Here is a 15,959-nt window from a genome sequence, read left to right as displayed (position 1 = left end):
TCCATGGTCGATTATTTCCTGAGACACAAGGTCATCAGCTGGATGGTCGTGCTGCTGCTGTCGGTGGGTGGCGTGACCTCCTTCTTCGGCCTCGGCCAGCTGGAATTCCCCGAGTTCACCATCCGCAACGCGGTGGTGATTACCCAGTATCCGGGCGCGACGCCCAAGCAGGTGGAAGAGGAAGTCACGCTGCCGCTGGAGAAGGCGATCCAGCAGATTCCCAATCTCAAGCGCGTCAGCTCGGTCAACAGCTCCGGTCTTTCCCAGATCACGCTGGAGCTCGAGAGCAGCGTGCGCGAAGGCGAGATGCAGCAGTACTGGGACCTGCTGCGCCGCAAGATCAATGACGCCCAGGCGAGCCTGCCGCCCGGCAGTGGCTCCTCGATCGTCAATGATGACTTCGGCGATGTGTTCGGGCTGCTCTACAACCTGAGCGGCAAGGGCTATTCGGCGCATGACCTCGAGGACCAGGCAGACTTCCTGCAGCGCGAGCTGACGCTGGTGGAGGGGGTCAAGAAGGTCTCCATCGTCGGCGCGCGCAGCGAGCAGGTCATCGTTGCGCTGGATCGTGATCGCATGCAGGCGCTGAACATCTCGCCGGATCAGCTCGCCAACCTGCTCAATGCCCAGAACGTGGTCGGCGATGCCGGGCGGATCCGTCAGAACGGCCTGTCGCTGGAACTGCAGCCAAGTGGCGAGTTCCAGAGCGTGCAGGACCTGGAGCGTCTGATGGTCGGTCGTCCCGGCAATGGTGGCCTGATTCGTCTCGGCGATATCGCCTCGGTCAGCCGCGAGTACACCGAATCGCCGTCGCGCCTCTATCACACCGATGGTGAGACGGCGCTGTCGCTGGGCATCTCGTTCGCCTCTGGCGTCAATGTGGTCGAGGTCGGTGCGCTGGTCGACAAGCGTCTTGGCGAGCTTGAGTCGCGCATGCCGCTGGGCATGGAGCTGACCACGGTCTATCACCAGCCCCAGGTGGTGGATGAGGCGGTGTCCGGCTTCTTGATCAATCTGGCCGAGGCCGTCGGCATCGTGATTCTGGTGCTGCTGGTGTTCATGGGCGTCAAGAGCGGCGTGCTGATGGGGCTGGTGCTGTTGATCACCATTCTCGGTACCTTCGTGATGATGTCGATTCATGGCATCGAGCTGCAGAAGATCTCGCTGGGGGCCTTGATCATTGCGCTGGGCATGCTGGTGGATAACGCCATCGTGGTCACCGAGGGCATGTTGATCGGCCTCAAACGCGGCAAGACCAAGCGTCAGGCCGCCTTCGAGGTCGTCAACCAGAACCGCATGCCGCTGCTGGGGGCCACGGTGATCGCGATCACTGCCTTCGCGCCCATCGGTCTGTCGCCGGATGCCACCGGCGAGTTCGTCGGGTCATTGTTCTGGGTGCTGTGCTACTCGTTGCTGTTGAGCTGGATCACCGCCCTGACGCTGACACCGTTCTTCTTCGACATGTTCTTCCGCGAAGCGCGGGAGACGGCAGGCAGCGACACGGACGAGAATCAGGAGGAAGACCCCTATCGTGGCGTCATCTTCCGTGGCTTCCGCAGCCTGCTGAGCTGGGCGATTCGCCTGCGCTGGCTGACCCTGGGGGGCGCGGTGGCGTTGCTGGTGGCGGCCGTGATGAGCTTCGGGCAGGTCAAGAATGCCTTCTTCCCGGATGCCTCGACCCCGCTGTTCTTCGTCGATGTCTGGATGCCGGAAGGCACCGATGTGCTGGCGACGGAAGCGCGTATCGCGGACCTTGAGCAGCAGGTGCTCAAGATGGACAAGGTCAATCATGTCACCAGCGTCACCGGCGGGGGCGCCCAGCGCTTCACGCTGACCTACTCGCCGGAAGACAGCTATGCAAGCTTCGGGCAGCTGATCGTCGAGACTCAGGACCGGGCCAGCCGCGAAGCGCGCATGGAGGAGGTGATACGTCTGGTGCGCGCCGAGTATCCTGAAGTCGAATACAAGGTGCAGGCGTTGCAGGTCGGCCCCTCGGCCAAGGCGAGTCTCGAGGCGCGCCTCTACGGCGAAGACCCCGCTGTGCTGCGTCAGCTGGCGAGCAAGGTGCGTAGCGTCTTCGAGGAGGAGCCGCTGGCCGACAGCATTCGTCTGTCATGGCGCAATCGCGTCAATCGCATCGAGCCCGAATTCCTGGATGATCAGGCGCGGCGTGTCGGCGTGACGCGTGACTCGCTGCATCAGGCGCTGCTGATCAACAGCGACGGCGAGAGCGTCGGTGTCTATCGCGAAGGCTCCGAGCTGATCCCGATCCTGCTGCGCGGTGAAGAGCGTCAGCGCTTCGACCTCGATACCCTGGCGAGCCTCAACGTCTGGAGCGATGAGCAGGAGACCTACGTACCGGCGGGCTCGGTGATGGGGCCGCTCGAGACCGAGCTGCGCGACCCGCTGATCAAGCGTCGCGATCGTCAGCGCATGCTGGCGGTGTACGCCGAACCGATGCCGCTGTCCGGCGAAACGGCCGCCAGCGTGCTGGGGCGTATCCGTCCCAAGATCGAGGCCATCGAGCTGCCCGAGGGCTATCACCTGGAGTGGGGCGGCGAGTACGAAACCTCATCCGAGGCTCAGGAGGCGCTGTTCTCCTCGCTGCCGATGGGGCTGCTGGGCATGTTCGTGATCACGGTGCTGCTGTTCTCCAACCTGCGTCAGGCGCTGGCCATCTGGTCCATCGTGCCGCTGACGCTGATCGGTATCGTCAGTGGTCTGATCGTGTTCGGCGCGCCGTTCACCTTCATGGCGCTGCTCGGCACCTTGAGTCTGATCGGCATGGTGCTCAAGAACGCCATCGTGCTGGTGGAGGAGATCAACGTGCAGCTCGATGAGCAGGAGGATCGCTTCCAGGCGGTGGTGCAGGCGGCCGTCAGTCGTGTGCGGCCGGTGTCGATGGCGGCCATCACCACCATGCTGGGCATGATACCGCTGTTCCCGGATGCCTTCTTCTCGAGCATGGCGGTGGTGATCGTGTTCGGGCTGGGCGTGGCGACCCTGCTGACGCTGGTGGTGCTGCCGGTGGCGTACTGTGCCTTCTTCCGCATCCCGACCGGCAACAAGTCCATGAAGACATCCTGATGTGATGATAATGCGGTAATCTTGGTCTGCGCAGTCGCGGCCACCCACACCATGACGCCCGATGACAGTGCCTTTGTCCTCGGGCGTCATGGTGTGGTTCGTGCTCGCTATCCTGCGTGAGGGGCATCGCCGCAAGCCCCTTTCCGTTACACTATGCGCCGCCGGTTGCGAGTTGCCCGGTCGCAAGTGTTGCGTCAGTCGAATCCTATCGAGTCGTGAGGTGTGCCTTGGTCGAACCCCTGAGTGCCTGGTGGGGGCAACAGCTGGTGTTGTGCGGTTGGGGTTTCAGTGCAGCGCCGGAAACGGTGTGGACACCGGCCCAGGCGTGCGCGCGTCTGAAGGCCCAGGAAGTCCCGGATGCGGGCGAGTTGGGATGGCGTCTGCTGGAGGCCTTCCCCAATGACACTCCGGACCCGCTGCACCAGCTGGAGGCGTTGGAATTGCTGGCGCTGGCACGTACCGCCGGCTGGCTGTCAGAGGCGCGCACGCGTGCCTGGTTGATACGCCTGCTCACGGCGATCGGCGGGCGTTTCACCTCGCTGGATGACTGGCTCAAGGCTTTGGCCCATTCGCGCAGCGATGCGGGCTGGACGCGAGGCGATGATGGCTTCTTCGAGGCCAGCCTCGCGTTGTCTCAGTTGGAGCACGAAGACGCCGGCGTCACCTGGCCGCGTCTACAGGAGGTGCTGGAGGCACAGCCTCCGGTGGCGGTTACTGAGCTCTGGCCTCAGGGCGAGCGCGACCGGGTCTGGATGGCGCGCGCCATCTTCTCGCCGTGGCTCGGCGGTCAGACATTGACCACCGATGACAGCGGCCCGCACGAAGACGGTGCCAGCGGTTTTGACGCCGCGGCGCACTGGCCGGACGTCACGCGCTGGCTGGCCGAGACCTGGGCGATCACCGGACGTGATGAGCTGATTCGACTGCTGCTGTGGCTGGCCTCGCAGGGTCATCGCTATGGCTGGGACATCGACAGCGCACGCCTGATGACGGCCAGCGACAGCGAGCGTGCCAAGTGGCTGGATGAGCTGGAAGCGGATGCGGCTCAGGAAGAGGCCGAACGCAAGTCGGAAGGGCGCAAGGGCGCCCCCGCGCATGCCTCCTCCAGCATCGACGTCGCCGATGGTGGGCTGGAAAAGCCCCCGTCACCGACGGCCTACGGCGAGCTGCTGCTGCAGTATCTCGATCGTGGTGAGCCGCTGGAATTCGCCGCCTGGGACTGGCTGCGTCTGGTCGATCTCGCCTTCGCCGGGCTATGTGCCGGCTGGCTGAGTCGTGAGGAGGGCGAGGACTTCGCCGCCCACGGCATCGACCTGCTGGTGCGCCGCTATGCTGACTGGCAGGGCGTGGCCCGCGCCTATCAGCGCGGTCGCAGTCTGTTCGAGGGTGTCGATCTGACTCGCGACACCGAGAGTGACTGGCGTCCGCTGATGGCGTCGCCGCTGACGCCGCTGCGTTGCGAGCTGCATGCGCTGCTGCCTGCCGCCCAGCGTGAGCGCTGCCGCACGGCGATTCGCGCCTGGCGCAATGACAGCCGCCATTGGGTGCTGGCCATCGCCAGTATCCGCGAGCCGGACCTGCTCTATCGTCAGGGGCTTGTCGCCGAGGTCGATGCGGCGCGCCGCGAAGAGGCACGCCAATATCTCAACGAGACGCTGGCGCTGGACACCCGCGATGGCGTGCAGGGCATGGCGCGCTTCTGGCTGCCGGCGCAGGCGCATCATCTCAACCAGCTGGCCGCCGATGCCGCGCGTGGTGCCTTGCCCGACGCCCAGACGCCCTTCGGGCGTGCCGATGCCGTCGAGCTGGAATGCCGTCAGCGGCTGGCCGTCTGTCATCGCTATCCCGCCAGTGTGGTGATGGCCGAGAAGTACGCCTTCTATCTGTTGATGGTGCAGGACAGCGGTGATTTCCCGGCCGATGAGCTGGCCCAGTGTGCCGAGCGTCTGCGCAGTGCCCTGTGCCGCTACTATCCGGACGCCATGCGTCTGCTGGAAGCCTGGGCGGTGTGGGAATCCGCGGTGCCGGAACTCGAGGACCATCCGCTGGTCAACGAGATCCGCTGGCATCTCGATGACCCCGGCAGCCTGTTCCATTGGCTCGACTGGCGCGCCAGCGACTGGCAGGAGCCGGGGCTGCGTCCGAGTCTGGATCGCTTCACGGCGCTGGCGCTGAGCGGTCCGCTCAATACGCCGTGCTGGGGCGAGCCGATGGTCGAGTACGGGCGGGGCGTCGAGGAACTCAGCGGCTGGCTCGAAGGCCATTACGGCCTCGCCAATGCCGAGGCGCTCAAGGGCTTCCTCGACTTCCTGCGCGATGCCGGTGATCGGGACGAATACCAGATCAATTACGGCCCCTACACCCTCAATCGCGCCCGCCTCGACAATGAGATCGACGTGCTGGAAAGCGCCGAGCGCGGCGATGATGAGCAGGTGCATCTGGACCGTCTGCGTCGCGTCAGGGACAACGAGGCGCGCTGCAACGAGCTGGACATGGCGGCGTGGGACATCGCCCAGATGGTGGACCTCGCGATTGCCGGGCGCCAGCTGGGCTGGCTGGACGATGCGACCTTCACCGCCTATCTGGACAGCGCCTATGCGATGGCGCGCGATCACTACGGCAGCTGGAAGGAATATGCCCGAGGGCTGTTCGCCGGCTATGCCTTCTTCATGGGCGACACCGACCAGCGTGACAGCTTCCTGCGCGGCTTCCGCGATGCGCTCATCCAGTGGTTGACGGCGGCGCCACCGCTGGCCGGTGCCTGGTCGAGTCTCGATTTCCCGGGCGCCCGCCCGGGGCATTGGCCGGCGTTGCATCTGGATGTGCTGAGCGGAGATGCTCGCACGTTGCACTGAGCGGGATTCAATTCAGGTTGGGTGAGCGGCAGGGGGGGGGCACTTTATCTGATGCTTTGGTCTAACTTGTGCGGCAATGGCATACGGTTTGCGGAAACATGAACTACTATCCTGCGAACGACTCGAGTTTGTCATCTGACTGTCGTCATCGTGTTGCAAGGTGTGCTGCTGCCTGATCCGGCCCACCTTGTCAGATAGTCGCCGTATTATCCCTGATCGATCAACGATCATCGTCATGCATCAATGGTTATCGCCGTCCGCAAGCGCTGCTCACCTTCACCCTTCCAGCGCCGGGCCCACGACGAGGAATGCTGGATGCGCCACGCGTTATTATGCTGTTTTCTGATCCTGCCACTGGGTGTGGCAGGCTGTGCCAGTCACTCAACACCGTCCAATGATGTGGCCTACTACGATGTGGACCTGCCGGAACTGCCGAAGCTCAAGCGCTATCGCCAGTCCGCGTCCCAGCCGGGCGCCGAGTCGCAGGACTTCGCCATGTCAGGGCCGAGCATCCGCGATGTCCTGCTGGAAGAGCATGACCGCTGGGCCGGGACGCCCTATCGTCTGGGGGGAACCAACACCCGCGGCATCGATTGCTCCGCCCTGATGCAGCATGTCTTCAGTGATGGCTTCGGCATCGATCTGCCGCGCACTACCACCGACCAGGTGAAGCGTGGCAAGCGCATCGACAAGTCGCAGCTCAAGCCGGGTGATCTGGTCTTCTTCCGTCCCTCGCGTCGCTACAACCACGTGGGTGTCTACGTCGGCAACGGCTACTTCCTGCATGCCTCCACCTCGCGTGGCGTGAAGCTGTCGCGGCTCGACAACGTCTATTGGTCCCAGCACTACTGGCAGTCGCGTCGCCCGATGCCCTACGAGGCCATGCAGATGAAGCTGGCCATGCGCAGCCAGTGAGCCAATCACGCGTCGCACTGAAACAGACAAGTGTCTTGTTCGACATCACCCGGCCCTGGCCGGGTGTTGTCGTTTCTGAGCCCCGGCAAATGTCAGCCACTGCTCAGGGAGGGGGCTCTAGTGCAATGCTGCGGGCTTGATCATCAGCGCTCAAGGCGTCCGGGGTGGGCCTCCCGGCCGCCGAGTGTTCAATGACGAAATCGACCAGCGCCTGCTCGGCACGTGACAGGCCGCGCTCGCGGCGCCAGGCGAGTGACAGCTCAAGCCAGGCGGGCTCATCGAAGGAGACGGCGGTCAGGTTGTTCTCTTCACGGTCGTCCTCGACCACACGCTTGAGGAAGGTGGTGATCCCGAAGCCGCGCGCGACGATCGCCTTGTTGAGGGCGATCAGGTTCGATTCGAAGGCGATGCTCGGCGCGAGACCATGCTGGCTGGCCAGGCGCTCGATGAAGTCGCGATGGAAGTAGCCGCGCTTGAAGACCACCAGCTCCTCGGCGAAGAACTCCTCGACGCTGATCTGCGTGCGGGCGGCCAGCGGATGATCGTTCGCCAGGCAGACCACCATTTCCTCGCTCAGGAAGTGGCGTCGGATCAGGCCATGGGTGTCGGTGCCGAGCTGATCCTCGACGATGACGCCCAGGTCCAGCTCGGCATTGTCGATCATCCGGCGCAGGCTCAGGGTACCGCCCTCGATCACGCTGAGCTTGATGTCGGGATAGCGTGCCTTGAATGCCATCAACAGCGGCGGGAAGTAGTAGGAGCCGAGCATCGAGGAGACGCCGATGCGCACCTCGCCCTTGACCAGCCCCTCGAGCTCCGCCATCGCCAGTGCCGCGCGCTGTGCCTGTTGCAGCAGGGGCCGGGCATGCTCGAGCAGCGTATCGCCGGCCGGTGTCAGGCGCAGACCGCGTGAGCCCCTGACCAGCAGTTGCGTGCCCAGTCGGCTTTCGAGCCCGGCGATCGACTGGCTGACCGCTGACTGGGCCAGGCTGAGTGCCTGAGCGGCAGTGGTGAAGCTCTGGTGCTCGACGACACTGACGAATATCTCCAGTGCACGCAGATCGAAGGGCAGTTTCATCGCGGGGTCCTGTTGATCGCGAGGTTCTTTTCATCGCGGAGTCCTGTTGATCGCGAGGTTCTTTTCAGCGCGGAGTCCTTTATCAGCGCAGCTTCCTCTCGGCGCAGTTTGCGACATCCCTGTGTCGCCACGGCCATCAGCTTTGCTGATGGTCAGCATCATGTCGAGCTATTTTACTGATGCGAGCGCGCGGCGCAGACTGGCGCCATCCCATGCTTGATTGAGTGCAGGTACCTGATGGCTTCATCGCTTTCCGCGTCTTCTTCCCCCGATTCCGCCGCCTCGGTTTCCGCCTCACAGTCCGAGCTACCCGAGCCGCTCAAGGCGCGCGGGCGTGACTGGCGGCGCATGACCCAGGCACTGTGTCTGGGCTCCTTCGTGGTCTTCATCAACCTCTATCTGGTGCAACCGCTGCTGCCGCTGCTGGCGACGGATCTGGGCCTGAGCTCGCTGCAGGCGAGTCTGTCCCTGTCGGTGAGCACCCTGACGCTGGCTATGGCACTGCTGGTGTTCGGCCCGCTGTCCGATGCGCTGGGGCGGCGGCGTATCCTGCTGTGGACCCTGGCCGGCGGGGTGGCCTGTTCAGGACTGGCACTGTTCGCCGAGGGCTTCTGGTCGCTGCTGGCGGTGCGCGCGCTGCAGGGCTTTCTGCTCGGCGGCCTGCCGGCGGTGGCAGTGGCGTACATGAGTGACGAGATGGAGCAACCCGCCTTGATGATGGCGGTGGGGCTCTACATCAGTGCCAATTCGCTGGGCGGCATCTCGGGGCGGGTCGCGGGAGGCGTGATCGCGGAGCACTGGGGTTGGCAGGCCAGCTTCGCCGCCATCGGCGGCGTCAGCCTGCTGGTGCTGGGGGCGTTATGGCAGCTGCTGCCGCGCCAGAGACGCTTCGTCGCCCAGCCGCTCAAGCTGAGCAGCATGCTGGCAGGTCTGGGTCGCCATCTGCGCAACCCTCGTCTGTGGCCGGTGTTCCTGCTCGGTGGGCTGAATTTCTTCATCTTCGTCAATCTATACAGCTACATGACCTTCCGGCTGAGTGAGGCGCCCTGGTCGCTCAGCAGTCAATGGCTGGGGCTGTTGTTCCTGACCTACCTGGCGGGCACCTTCGGCGCCTCCCAGTCTGGCCGGCTGGCACGGCGTCTGGTACCGGGAGGTGCGGCTGAGAACGGTGAGGCCGCGCTGGCGATCACTCAGCGACGCGGTCAGGCGCTGACCATGATGCTGGGCACCGGCATCGTGATGCTCGGCACGCTGCTGACGCTGAGTCACTCGCTGATCGGCATGCTGATCGGCCTGAGCCTGAATGCCTTTGGCTTCTTCCTCGCGCATGCCACAGCCTCGGCCTGGGTCGGGCGCAATGCCGAGGGCGCGCGGGCCAGTGCCAGTGCGCTGTATCTGACCGCCTACTATCTGGGCGCGAGTCTCGGCGGCTTCTGGCTGGAACCTTTCTGGCAGGCTGCCGGCTGGCCCGGGGTGGTGGCCGCCAGCGTACTGGTGCTGGCGGTGACCTTCTCGCTGGCGATCCTGTGCTGGCGCCGGGCTACCACGCAGTATTGAGCTTGAGAGCAGGGCTGATGGAAGTTCAGAGAGCAGGGCAGACCGCAGAATAGAGAGCAGAGCACGCAAATCAGAGCATGCAAACGACAACGGCTCGCCAGATGGCGAGCCGTTGTCGTTCAAAGGGCTGGAGAGCGGAATCAGTGCGCGGGCGCGTCGTCACCCCAGATCTCTTCCAGACGATCATCGCGGCCACAGCCGGCGCGGTAGAAGCGATAGCGCACCGGGTTCTTCTTGTAGAAGTCCTGATGGTAGTCCTCGGCCGCATACCAGGGCCCTGCGGCCTCGATCTCGGTGGCGATGCCTTCGGGGAACCTGTCCTTCAGCGCATCGCGGCTGGCTTCGGCGGCGTCTCGCTGGGCCTCATCGAGGGGATAGATGCCGCTGCGGTACTGGGTGCCGGCATCGCAGAACTGGCGGTCCACCGCGACCGGGTCGATGTTGTGCCAGAAGACCTCCAGCAGGGTGTCGTAGCTGACCTTCTCCGGCTCGTAGACCACCTTGACCGCTTCGGTGTGCCCGGTGCCGCCCGCGGAGACCTGCTTGTAGGTCGGGTTGTCCTGTTCGCCCGCGGTATAGCCGGAGGTGGTCGAGATCACACCCTCAAGCTTGTCGAAGGGGCCTTCCATGCACCAGAAGCAGCCACCGGCGAAGATGGCGACTTCCTGGCCCTGAGCGACACCCTCGGCGACGCCCTTGGGCGTTGTTTCCGGGTCGAATGCATGGGCGTGGCCGGGAAGCAGCAGGCCGCCGAGGAGGCTTGCCAGTGGCGTGAGACGTCTGAGCGCAGGGAAGGGGATTCGCGTGTATCGGGTCATGGTGTCTCCGGGAAAGGCGTCATTCCTTCGAGATGAGTACACGGAAATCTCCATGTCTCGGTGAGCCGTGAGGTGACTGGCGCTGTTGAGTCCTCACTGCCTGTATAGGTTTCTACGCGAATAAACGTGGGATGGATGCGAACATGCAGAATGAAACGTTACCGTTGTCGTGATCAAGCCACTGCCATTCACTCCGCTACACGAATCTGTGCATCCAGTCAGCGACATGCCTCGTAAGGACACGGTACATCCCAATGACATGCCCATGACGGCAGGAATCGAAAAGGAAATCGCCAGTGAATAAACGCAAGTTACTGCTTCTGGGCGCCATCGTCGCTGCCATCGTGGTCTTCTTTGCCAGCGGGGCACAGGATTACTTCACCCTGCAGAGCCTCAAGGCCAGCCAGTCCGAATTCCAGGCGTTGTTCGCGGAATCACCGTACAAGGTCGCGGGCACTTTCTTCGTGGTCTACGTGGCGATGGCGGCGCTTTCACTGCCTGGTGCAGCACTGCTGACGCTGCTGGGTGGCGCGCTGTTCGGCTTCGGCTGGGGGCTGCTGCTGATCTCCTTCGCCAGCACCATCGGTGCGACGCTGGCCTTCCTGATTTCCCGCACTCTGCTGCGCGAGAGCATCGAGAAGCGCTTCCGCCGTCAGCTGGAATCCCTCAACCGTGGCGTCGAGCGCGAAGGTGGCTTCTATCTGTTCACGCTGCGCCTGGTGCCGGTCTTCCCGTTCTTCATCGTCAATCTGGTGATGGGCCTGACCCGCATGCGCGTGGTCACCTTCTACGTGGCAAGCCAGCTGGGCATGCTGGCGGGCACTGCCATCTACGTGAACGCCGGTCGTGAGCTGGGCCAGCTGGAATCCCTGTCCGGCATCCTGTCGCCGGGACTGATTGCCTCCTTCATCGCGCTGGGCCTCTTCCCGCTGATCGCCAAGAAGATCGTCGGGATGCTGCGCAAGCGCAAGCAGCAGGCGGGCTTCACCAAGCCGAAGAGCTTCGACTACGACATGGTCGTCATCGGTGCCGGTTCCGCCGGCCTTGTCACCAGCTATATCGCCTCCGCCGTCAATGCGCGTGTCGCGCTGATCGAGCGGCACAAGATGGGCGGCGACTGCCTCAATACCGGCTGCGTGCCCTCCAAGGCGTTGATTCGTGCCGGACGTGCGGCCCATGAGATCCGTCAGTCCGCGCGCTTCGGAATCACCGCCAACGAGCCGGAAATCGATTTCGCCAAGGTGATGGGCCATGTGCATGACGTGGTCGAAAGCGTCGAGCCGCATGACAGCATCGAACGTTATGAAGGCCTCGGCGTGGAAGTGCATACCGGCAGTGCCATGCTCAAGACGCCCTGGGAGGTGGAAGTCGATGGCCGCGTGCTGACCACGCGCAACGTGGTGATCGCTACCGGTGCCCGCCCGCGTGTGCCGGCCATCCCGGGCATGGAATTGATCACGCCGCTGACCTCAGAGAACCTGTGGGACCTCAAGGAACAGCCCAAGCGTCTGGTGGTGCTGGGTTCCGGCCCCATCGGCATGGAGCTGGGTCAGAGCTTCGCGCGTCTCGGCAGCCAGGTCACCATTATCGAGGGCGCACCCCGTGTGATGCCGCGTGAAGACGAAGAAGTCAGCACCTTGATGCATGAGCAGCTGGCCGGTGAGGGCGTCGATCTGCGCGTCAATTCCACCGCCACGCGTATCGAGGTGCTCAAGGGCAAGGACAGCCAGCCGATGCGTCAGCTGGTGGTCAGCTCCCCCGGAGGCGAGGAAAGCTGGATCGAGTTCGACGAGCTGCTGGTGGCCATCGGCCGCGAAGCCAATGTCGAAGGCTTCGGCCTCGAGGCACTGGGGATCGCGGTTTCCGAACGTGGCACCATCGATGTCTCCGAGTCGCTGCAGACCCTGCAGCCGAACATCTGGGCATGCGGCGATGTGGCCGGCCCCTATCAGTTCACCCATGCGGCGGGTCACCAGGCGTGGCACGCGGCGGTCAACGCGCTGTTCGGTGGCCTGAAGACCTTCAAGGTCGACTACCGTATCATGCCGATGGTCACCTACACCGAGCCGGAAGTGGCACGTGTCGGCCTCAACGAGACCGAAGCCAAGGCCCAGGGTTACGAGTACGAAGTCACCCATTACGCGATGGGCGAGAGCGATCGCGCGCTGGCCGAGCGGGCCACCGAAGGCTTCGTCAAGGTACTGACCGAGAAGGGGCGTGATCGCATCCTCGGCGTGACGCTGGTCGGTGCCTCGGCAGGGGAGTGGCTGGCCGAATTCACCATGGCGATGAAACACGGCATCGGTCTCAACAAGATCCTGTCCACCATCCATCCCTATCCGACGCTGTCCGAGGCCAACAAGGCCGCGGCGGGCATGTGGAAGAATGCCCACAAGCCGGAAGGCGTGCTCAAGGTGCTCGACCGTTACTTCACCTGGCGCCGCAACGGCCGCTTCGAGCCGACCAAGACCCTCAAGGCAAACCCTGCCGAGCGGACTGTGGCTGTCGAAAAACAGTAATTGCTGAATCATGCCGCGGGCCTGCAGGTGCAGGGTCGCGGCATTCTTCCATCAGGAGAAGCCCTTCATGAAGACGAATCATCTGGCGGGTCGCCGTCGTGCCCTGGCGCTGATGGGCGGCTCGCTGGTCTTGCTGGCCGGTGTCACTGCCAGTCCCTGGGCCGCTTCTCTGGCGTATGCCGCCGACGCGCAGGCCGGGCGCCCGCCCCCTGAGCTCGCCTCGCTCGAGTGGCAGGTGATCGCCGAACGTGCGCGCGGTCAACGTATCGACTTTCATGCCTGGGGCGGCAGTGAGGCGACCAACGCCTATCTGCGCGACCAGGCCAAGACAGCGGCGGCGCGGCATGGTATCGAGGTGCGCCACGTCAAGATCGCCGATACCGCCGAGAGCGTCTCGACCCTGCTGGCCGAGAAGGCGGCCGGGCGCCGCGACGGCAGCATCGATGTGATCTGGATCAACGGCGAGAACTTCCGTGCGCTCAAGCAGGCCGAGCTGGTGTGGGGGCCCTTCGTCGAGCGTCTGCCCAACAGTGACTATATGCTCGAGGAGATCGGTGCGCGCGATTTCGGACTCGCCACCGATGGTCTGGAGGCGCCCTGGGGGCGTGCGCAGCTGATCTTCATGTATGACACCGCGCTGCTGGAATCGCCGCCGCGCTCGATGCAGGCGCTGCTGGAGGTGGCCAGAGAGCATCCCGGACGCGTGACCTATCCACAGCCGCCCAGCTTCCACGGCACCACCTTCCTCAAGCAGGCGTTGCTGGAGCTGATGCCCGTCGAGCAGCGCGAGGTGCTGGCATCTCCCGTGGCGAGTGATGCTCAGTTCGCTGAGGTGACCGCACCGCTGTGGGACTATCTCGATGCACTGCATCCTTTGATGTGGGCGCAGGGCGAGCGTCAGCCAGCCGGTGCCGAAGAGCAGATGAAGTTGCTCGCTCAGCGCAGCGTGTGGATCGCGCTGACCTTCGTGCCCCAGGAAGTGGCCAATGCCCGTCAGGAAGGGCGGCTGCCACCGACCATCGAGCCGTATATCCATGACGGTGGCACTCTCGGCAATGTGCACTATCTGGCGATTCCGGCCAGTGCACCGCACAAGGCCGCAGCCCTGGTGTGGATCAATCAGTTGATGTCCGCCGAGGCCCAGGCAGCCAAGGCCGACCCCTCACGCTGGGGCGATGACACGGTGCTGGATGTCGCCCGCCTGCCGCCGCAAGAACGCGCCGCCTTCGAAGCCTTGCCGCAGCTGCCCGGCAGCATGTCGCCCGAGGCCTTGGGCACACCGCTCAGTGAGCCACACCCGAGCTGGACCGATGCGTTGGAGGCCGAGTGGGCGCGACGCTATCGCAACTGACGCAATGGGTCGCTGATCGCTGGCGTGTCGCCCCCGCCACTGGTCACGCGCCGCTGACTCCCGCCCGCGTGCTGCGCTGGGGCGTCTTGCTGTTGCTGCTCGGCCCGACGGCGCTGGGGCTGGCCGGGCTGGTCGCGCCGGCCTTCGGGCTGTGGCCGACGCTGGGCTTCGAGGAGGTCTCGGCGGTCGCCTGGCAACGCTGGTGGGCCTTGCCCGGGCTGGCGGAGGGCTTTCGGCTGACGCTGGTCAGTGGCCTCGGCGGCACGTTGCTGGCGGTACTGCTGACCATGGGGTGGGTCTCGGCGGCGGCCGGGACTCGCTTCGGCGAGCGCATGGAGCGCCTGCTGGCCCCGATACTGGCGATGCCGCATCTGGCGCTGGCACTGGGACTGCTGTGGCTGGCCGCCCCGAGTGGCGTGCTGATGCGCCTGCTACTGGCGCCCTTCGAGGTGCTGGTACCGCCGCAGTATCCGCTGCCGGATGCCCATGGCATCTCGCTGGCGCTCGGTCTGGCGTTCAAGGAGGCGCCATTCTTGATGCTGATGGCGCAGACGGCGCTGTCACGCCTGCCGGTCACGGCGCAGCTTCAGGCAGGTCAGGCGCTCGGCTACAGCATCCCTCAGCTGCGTTGGCGCATTCTGATGCCACAGGTGATGCGCGCCATCGCCTTGCCCATCGGCGCGGTGCTGGCCTATTCGCTGGCGGTGGTGGATGTGGCGCAGGTGCTGGGGCCGACGCGTACGCCGACGCTGGCGGTGCGCCTGATCGAGCTGTGGCGCGACAGTGACCCGTCGGCGCGCCTGCCGGCGAGTGTCGGCGCCCTGATGCTGGCCCTGCTGGTGATCGGGATGATGGCGCTGGGCGCGGCGCTGGGACGCGCTCTGCTCACCTGGCATCGCGACTGGGTACTGAGCCATCACCCGGCGCGTGCAAGCCGCCTGGCGCTGGCGAGTGAAGCCCTGTTCGGGCGTGTTGCGCGCGGAGTGCTGGGCGTGGTCACGCTGATCTCATTGCTCGCCTTCATGGTGATCGGCGTGCAATCGGTGGCCAGAAGCTGGTTCTTCCCTGTGCTGTTGCCGTCTCGCTGGGGCTGGGAGAGTTGGCAACAGGCCCTCGCTGGCCTTGGGGATGCCTTCAGCAACAGCCTGTGGCTGGCACTGCTGGTGGCGACACTGGCCGTCATCCTCAGCGTGGCGGTGTTCGAGCGTGAGCGGGAAAGTGGCCGTCTGCGCGGCTTCGTGGTCTGCCTCTATCTGCCATTGCTGCTGCCGCAGGCCAGCTTCCTGTTCGGCTTTCAGGTCGGTTGGTTGAGCCTGGGGGCCAGTCCCGGTTGGGCGGGAGTGGTCATCGGCCATCTGCTGTTCGCCTTGCCTTACGCCTGGCTGACGCTGGCCGGTCCCTGGGCACGCTTCGATACCCGACTCGAGCAGGCGGCACGCCTGCTGGGGCGTTCACGGCTCGAGGTGCTGATCGGTATCCGCCTGCGCCTGATGCTCAGGCCGCTGGCCATCAGCTGGGCAGTGGCCTTCGCGGTCAGTATCGCGCAGTACGTGCCGACGGTGGTACTGGGCGGCGGGCGTGTCCCGACCCTGACCACCGAAACCCTGGCGCTGGCGACGGGAGCCGACCCACGCCTGACGGCAGTGGCCGCCTGCCTTCAGGCCTGTCTGCCGCTGGTGGTCTACCTGCTGGCGCGTGCGGTACCTGCCGGGCGCTCGGTCTCGCCGACGCGCGGCTGAGTGCCTGTCAGGTGCTGGAATGACGATGATCTCAACGACT

General features: G+C 64.8%; 9 protein-coding genes. 7 read left to right on the top strand and 2 right to left on the bottom strand.

The genetic code is table 11. The annotated features are described in order from the left end of the window. The first annotated feature begins 3 nt into the window (after window positions 1-3). The 3 genes from QD356_RS12655 (at window position 4) to QD356_RS12645 (ending at window position 6,857) form a co-directional block, all read left to right on the top strand. Window positions 4-3,087, top strand: a complete 3,084-nt coding sequence (locus tag QD356_RS12655; protein WP_192837450.1) for an efflux RND transporter permease subunit — start codon at window positions 4-6, stop codon at window positions 3,085-3,087. A 227-nt stretch (window positions 3,088-3,314) separates the two neighbouring features. Then, complete coding sequence (locus QD356_RS12650) at window positions 3,315-5,942, top strand: YbeU/YbeR family protein (protein ID WP_192837451.1); 2,628 nt, start codon at window positions 3,315-3,317, stop codon at window positions 5,940-5,942. A gap of 315 nt (window positions 5,943-6,257) precedes the next feature. Then, complete coding sequence (locus QD356_RS12645; protein WP_192837452.1) at window positions 6,258-6,857, top strand: NlpC/P60 family protein; 600 nt, start codon at window positions 6,258-6,260, stop codon at window positions 6,855-6,857. Between the two features lie 103 nt (window positions 6,858-6,960). Here the strand turns inward: QD356_RS12645 and QD356_RS12640 are convergent, their stop codons facing one another. Further along, on the bottom strand, window positions 6,961-7,935 hold the full coding sequence (locus QD356_RS12640; RefSeq protein ID WP_192837453.1) for a LysR family transcriptional regulator: 975 nt from the start codon (window positions 7,933-7,935) through the stop codon (window positions 6,961-6,963). Window positions 7,936-8,172: 237 nt separating this feature from the next. On the opposite strand from QD356_RS12640, the gene QD356_RS12635 reads away from it, so the two are divergent. Next, window positions 8,173-9,492, top strand: a complete 1,320-nt coding sequence (locus QD356_RS12635; RefSeq protein ID WP_192837454.1) for an MFS transporter — start codon at window positions 8,173-8,175, stop codon at window positions 9,490-9,492. A 140-nt stretch (window positions 9,493-9,632) separates the two neighbouring features. On the opposite strand, the gene msrA is transcribed toward QD356_RS12635, so the two are convergent. Beyond that, on the bottom strand, window positions 9,633-10,310 hold the full coding sequence (gene msrA / locus QD356_RS12630) for a peptide-methionine (S)-S-oxide reductase MsrA (protein WP_192837455.1): 678 nt from the start codon (window positions 10,308-10,310) through the stop codon (window positions 9,633-9,635). A gap of 296 nt (window positions 10,311-10,606) precedes the next feature. Here msrA and QD356_RS12625 point away from each other — a divergent pair, with 296 nt between their 5' ends. The 3 genes from QD356_RS12625 (at window position 10,607) to QD356_RS12615 (ending at window position 15,919) form a co-directional block, all read left to right on the top strand. Beyond that, window positions 10,607-12,829, top strand: a complete 2,223-nt coding sequence (locus QD356_RS12625; protein ID WP_192837456.1) for an FAD-dependent oxidoreductase — start codon at window positions 10,607-10,609, stop codon at window positions 12,827-12,829. A gap of 67 nt (window positions 12,830-12,896) precedes the next feature. Then, window positions 12,897-14,180: an ABC transporter substrate-binding protein gene (locus QD356_RS12620; RefSeq protein ID WP_225996298.1), complete on the top strand. Its 1,284-nt coding sequence runs from the start codon at window positions 12,897-12,899 to the stop codon at window positions 14,178-14,180. Then, window positions 14,156-15,919, top strand: a complete 1,764-nt coding sequence (locus QD356_RS12615; protein ID WP_192837457.1) for an ABC transporter permease — start codon at window positions 14,156-14,158, stop codon at window positions 15,917-15,919. The genes QD356_RS12620 and QD356_RS12615 overlap by 25 nt, the downstream gene beginning before the upstream one ends. Window positions 15,920-15,959: the final 40 nt, after the last annotated feature.

Origin of the sequence: Cobetia sp. 2AS (genome assembly GCF_029846355.1) — a bacterium.
Classification (GTDB): Bacteria; Pseudomonadota; Gammaproteobacteria; order Pseudomonadales; family Halomonadaceae; genus Cobetia; species Cobetia amphilecti.
This window is presented reverse-complemented; position numbering and strand designations above follow the sequence as displayed.

Bases quoted from the DNA above. Each gene is read 5' to 3' on its own strand.
- QD356_RS12640 (WP_192837453.1), bottom strand. From the start codon at position 7,935: ATGAAACTGCCCTTCGATCTGCGTGCACTGGAGATATTCGTCAGTGTC.
- msrA (WP_192837455.1), bottom strand. From the start codon at position 10,310: ATGACCCGATACACGCGAATCCCCTTCCCTGCGCTCAGACGTCTCACG.
- QD356_RS12635 (WP_192837454.1), top strand. From the start codon at position 8,173: ATGGCTTCATCGCTTTCCGCGTCTTCTTCCCCCGATTCCGCCGCCTCG.
- QD356_RS12655 (WP_192837450.1), top strand. From the start codon at position 4: ATGGTCGATTATTTCCTGAGACACAAGGTCATCAGCTGGATGGTCGTG.
- QD356_RS12620 (WP_225996298.1), top strand. From the start codon at position 12,897: ATGAAGACGAATCATCTGGCGGGTCGCCGTCGTGCCCTGGCGCTGATG.
- QD356_RS12645 (WP_192837452.1), top strand. From the start codon at position 6,258: ATGCGCCACGCGTTATTATGCTGTTTTCTGATCCTGCCACTGGGTGTG.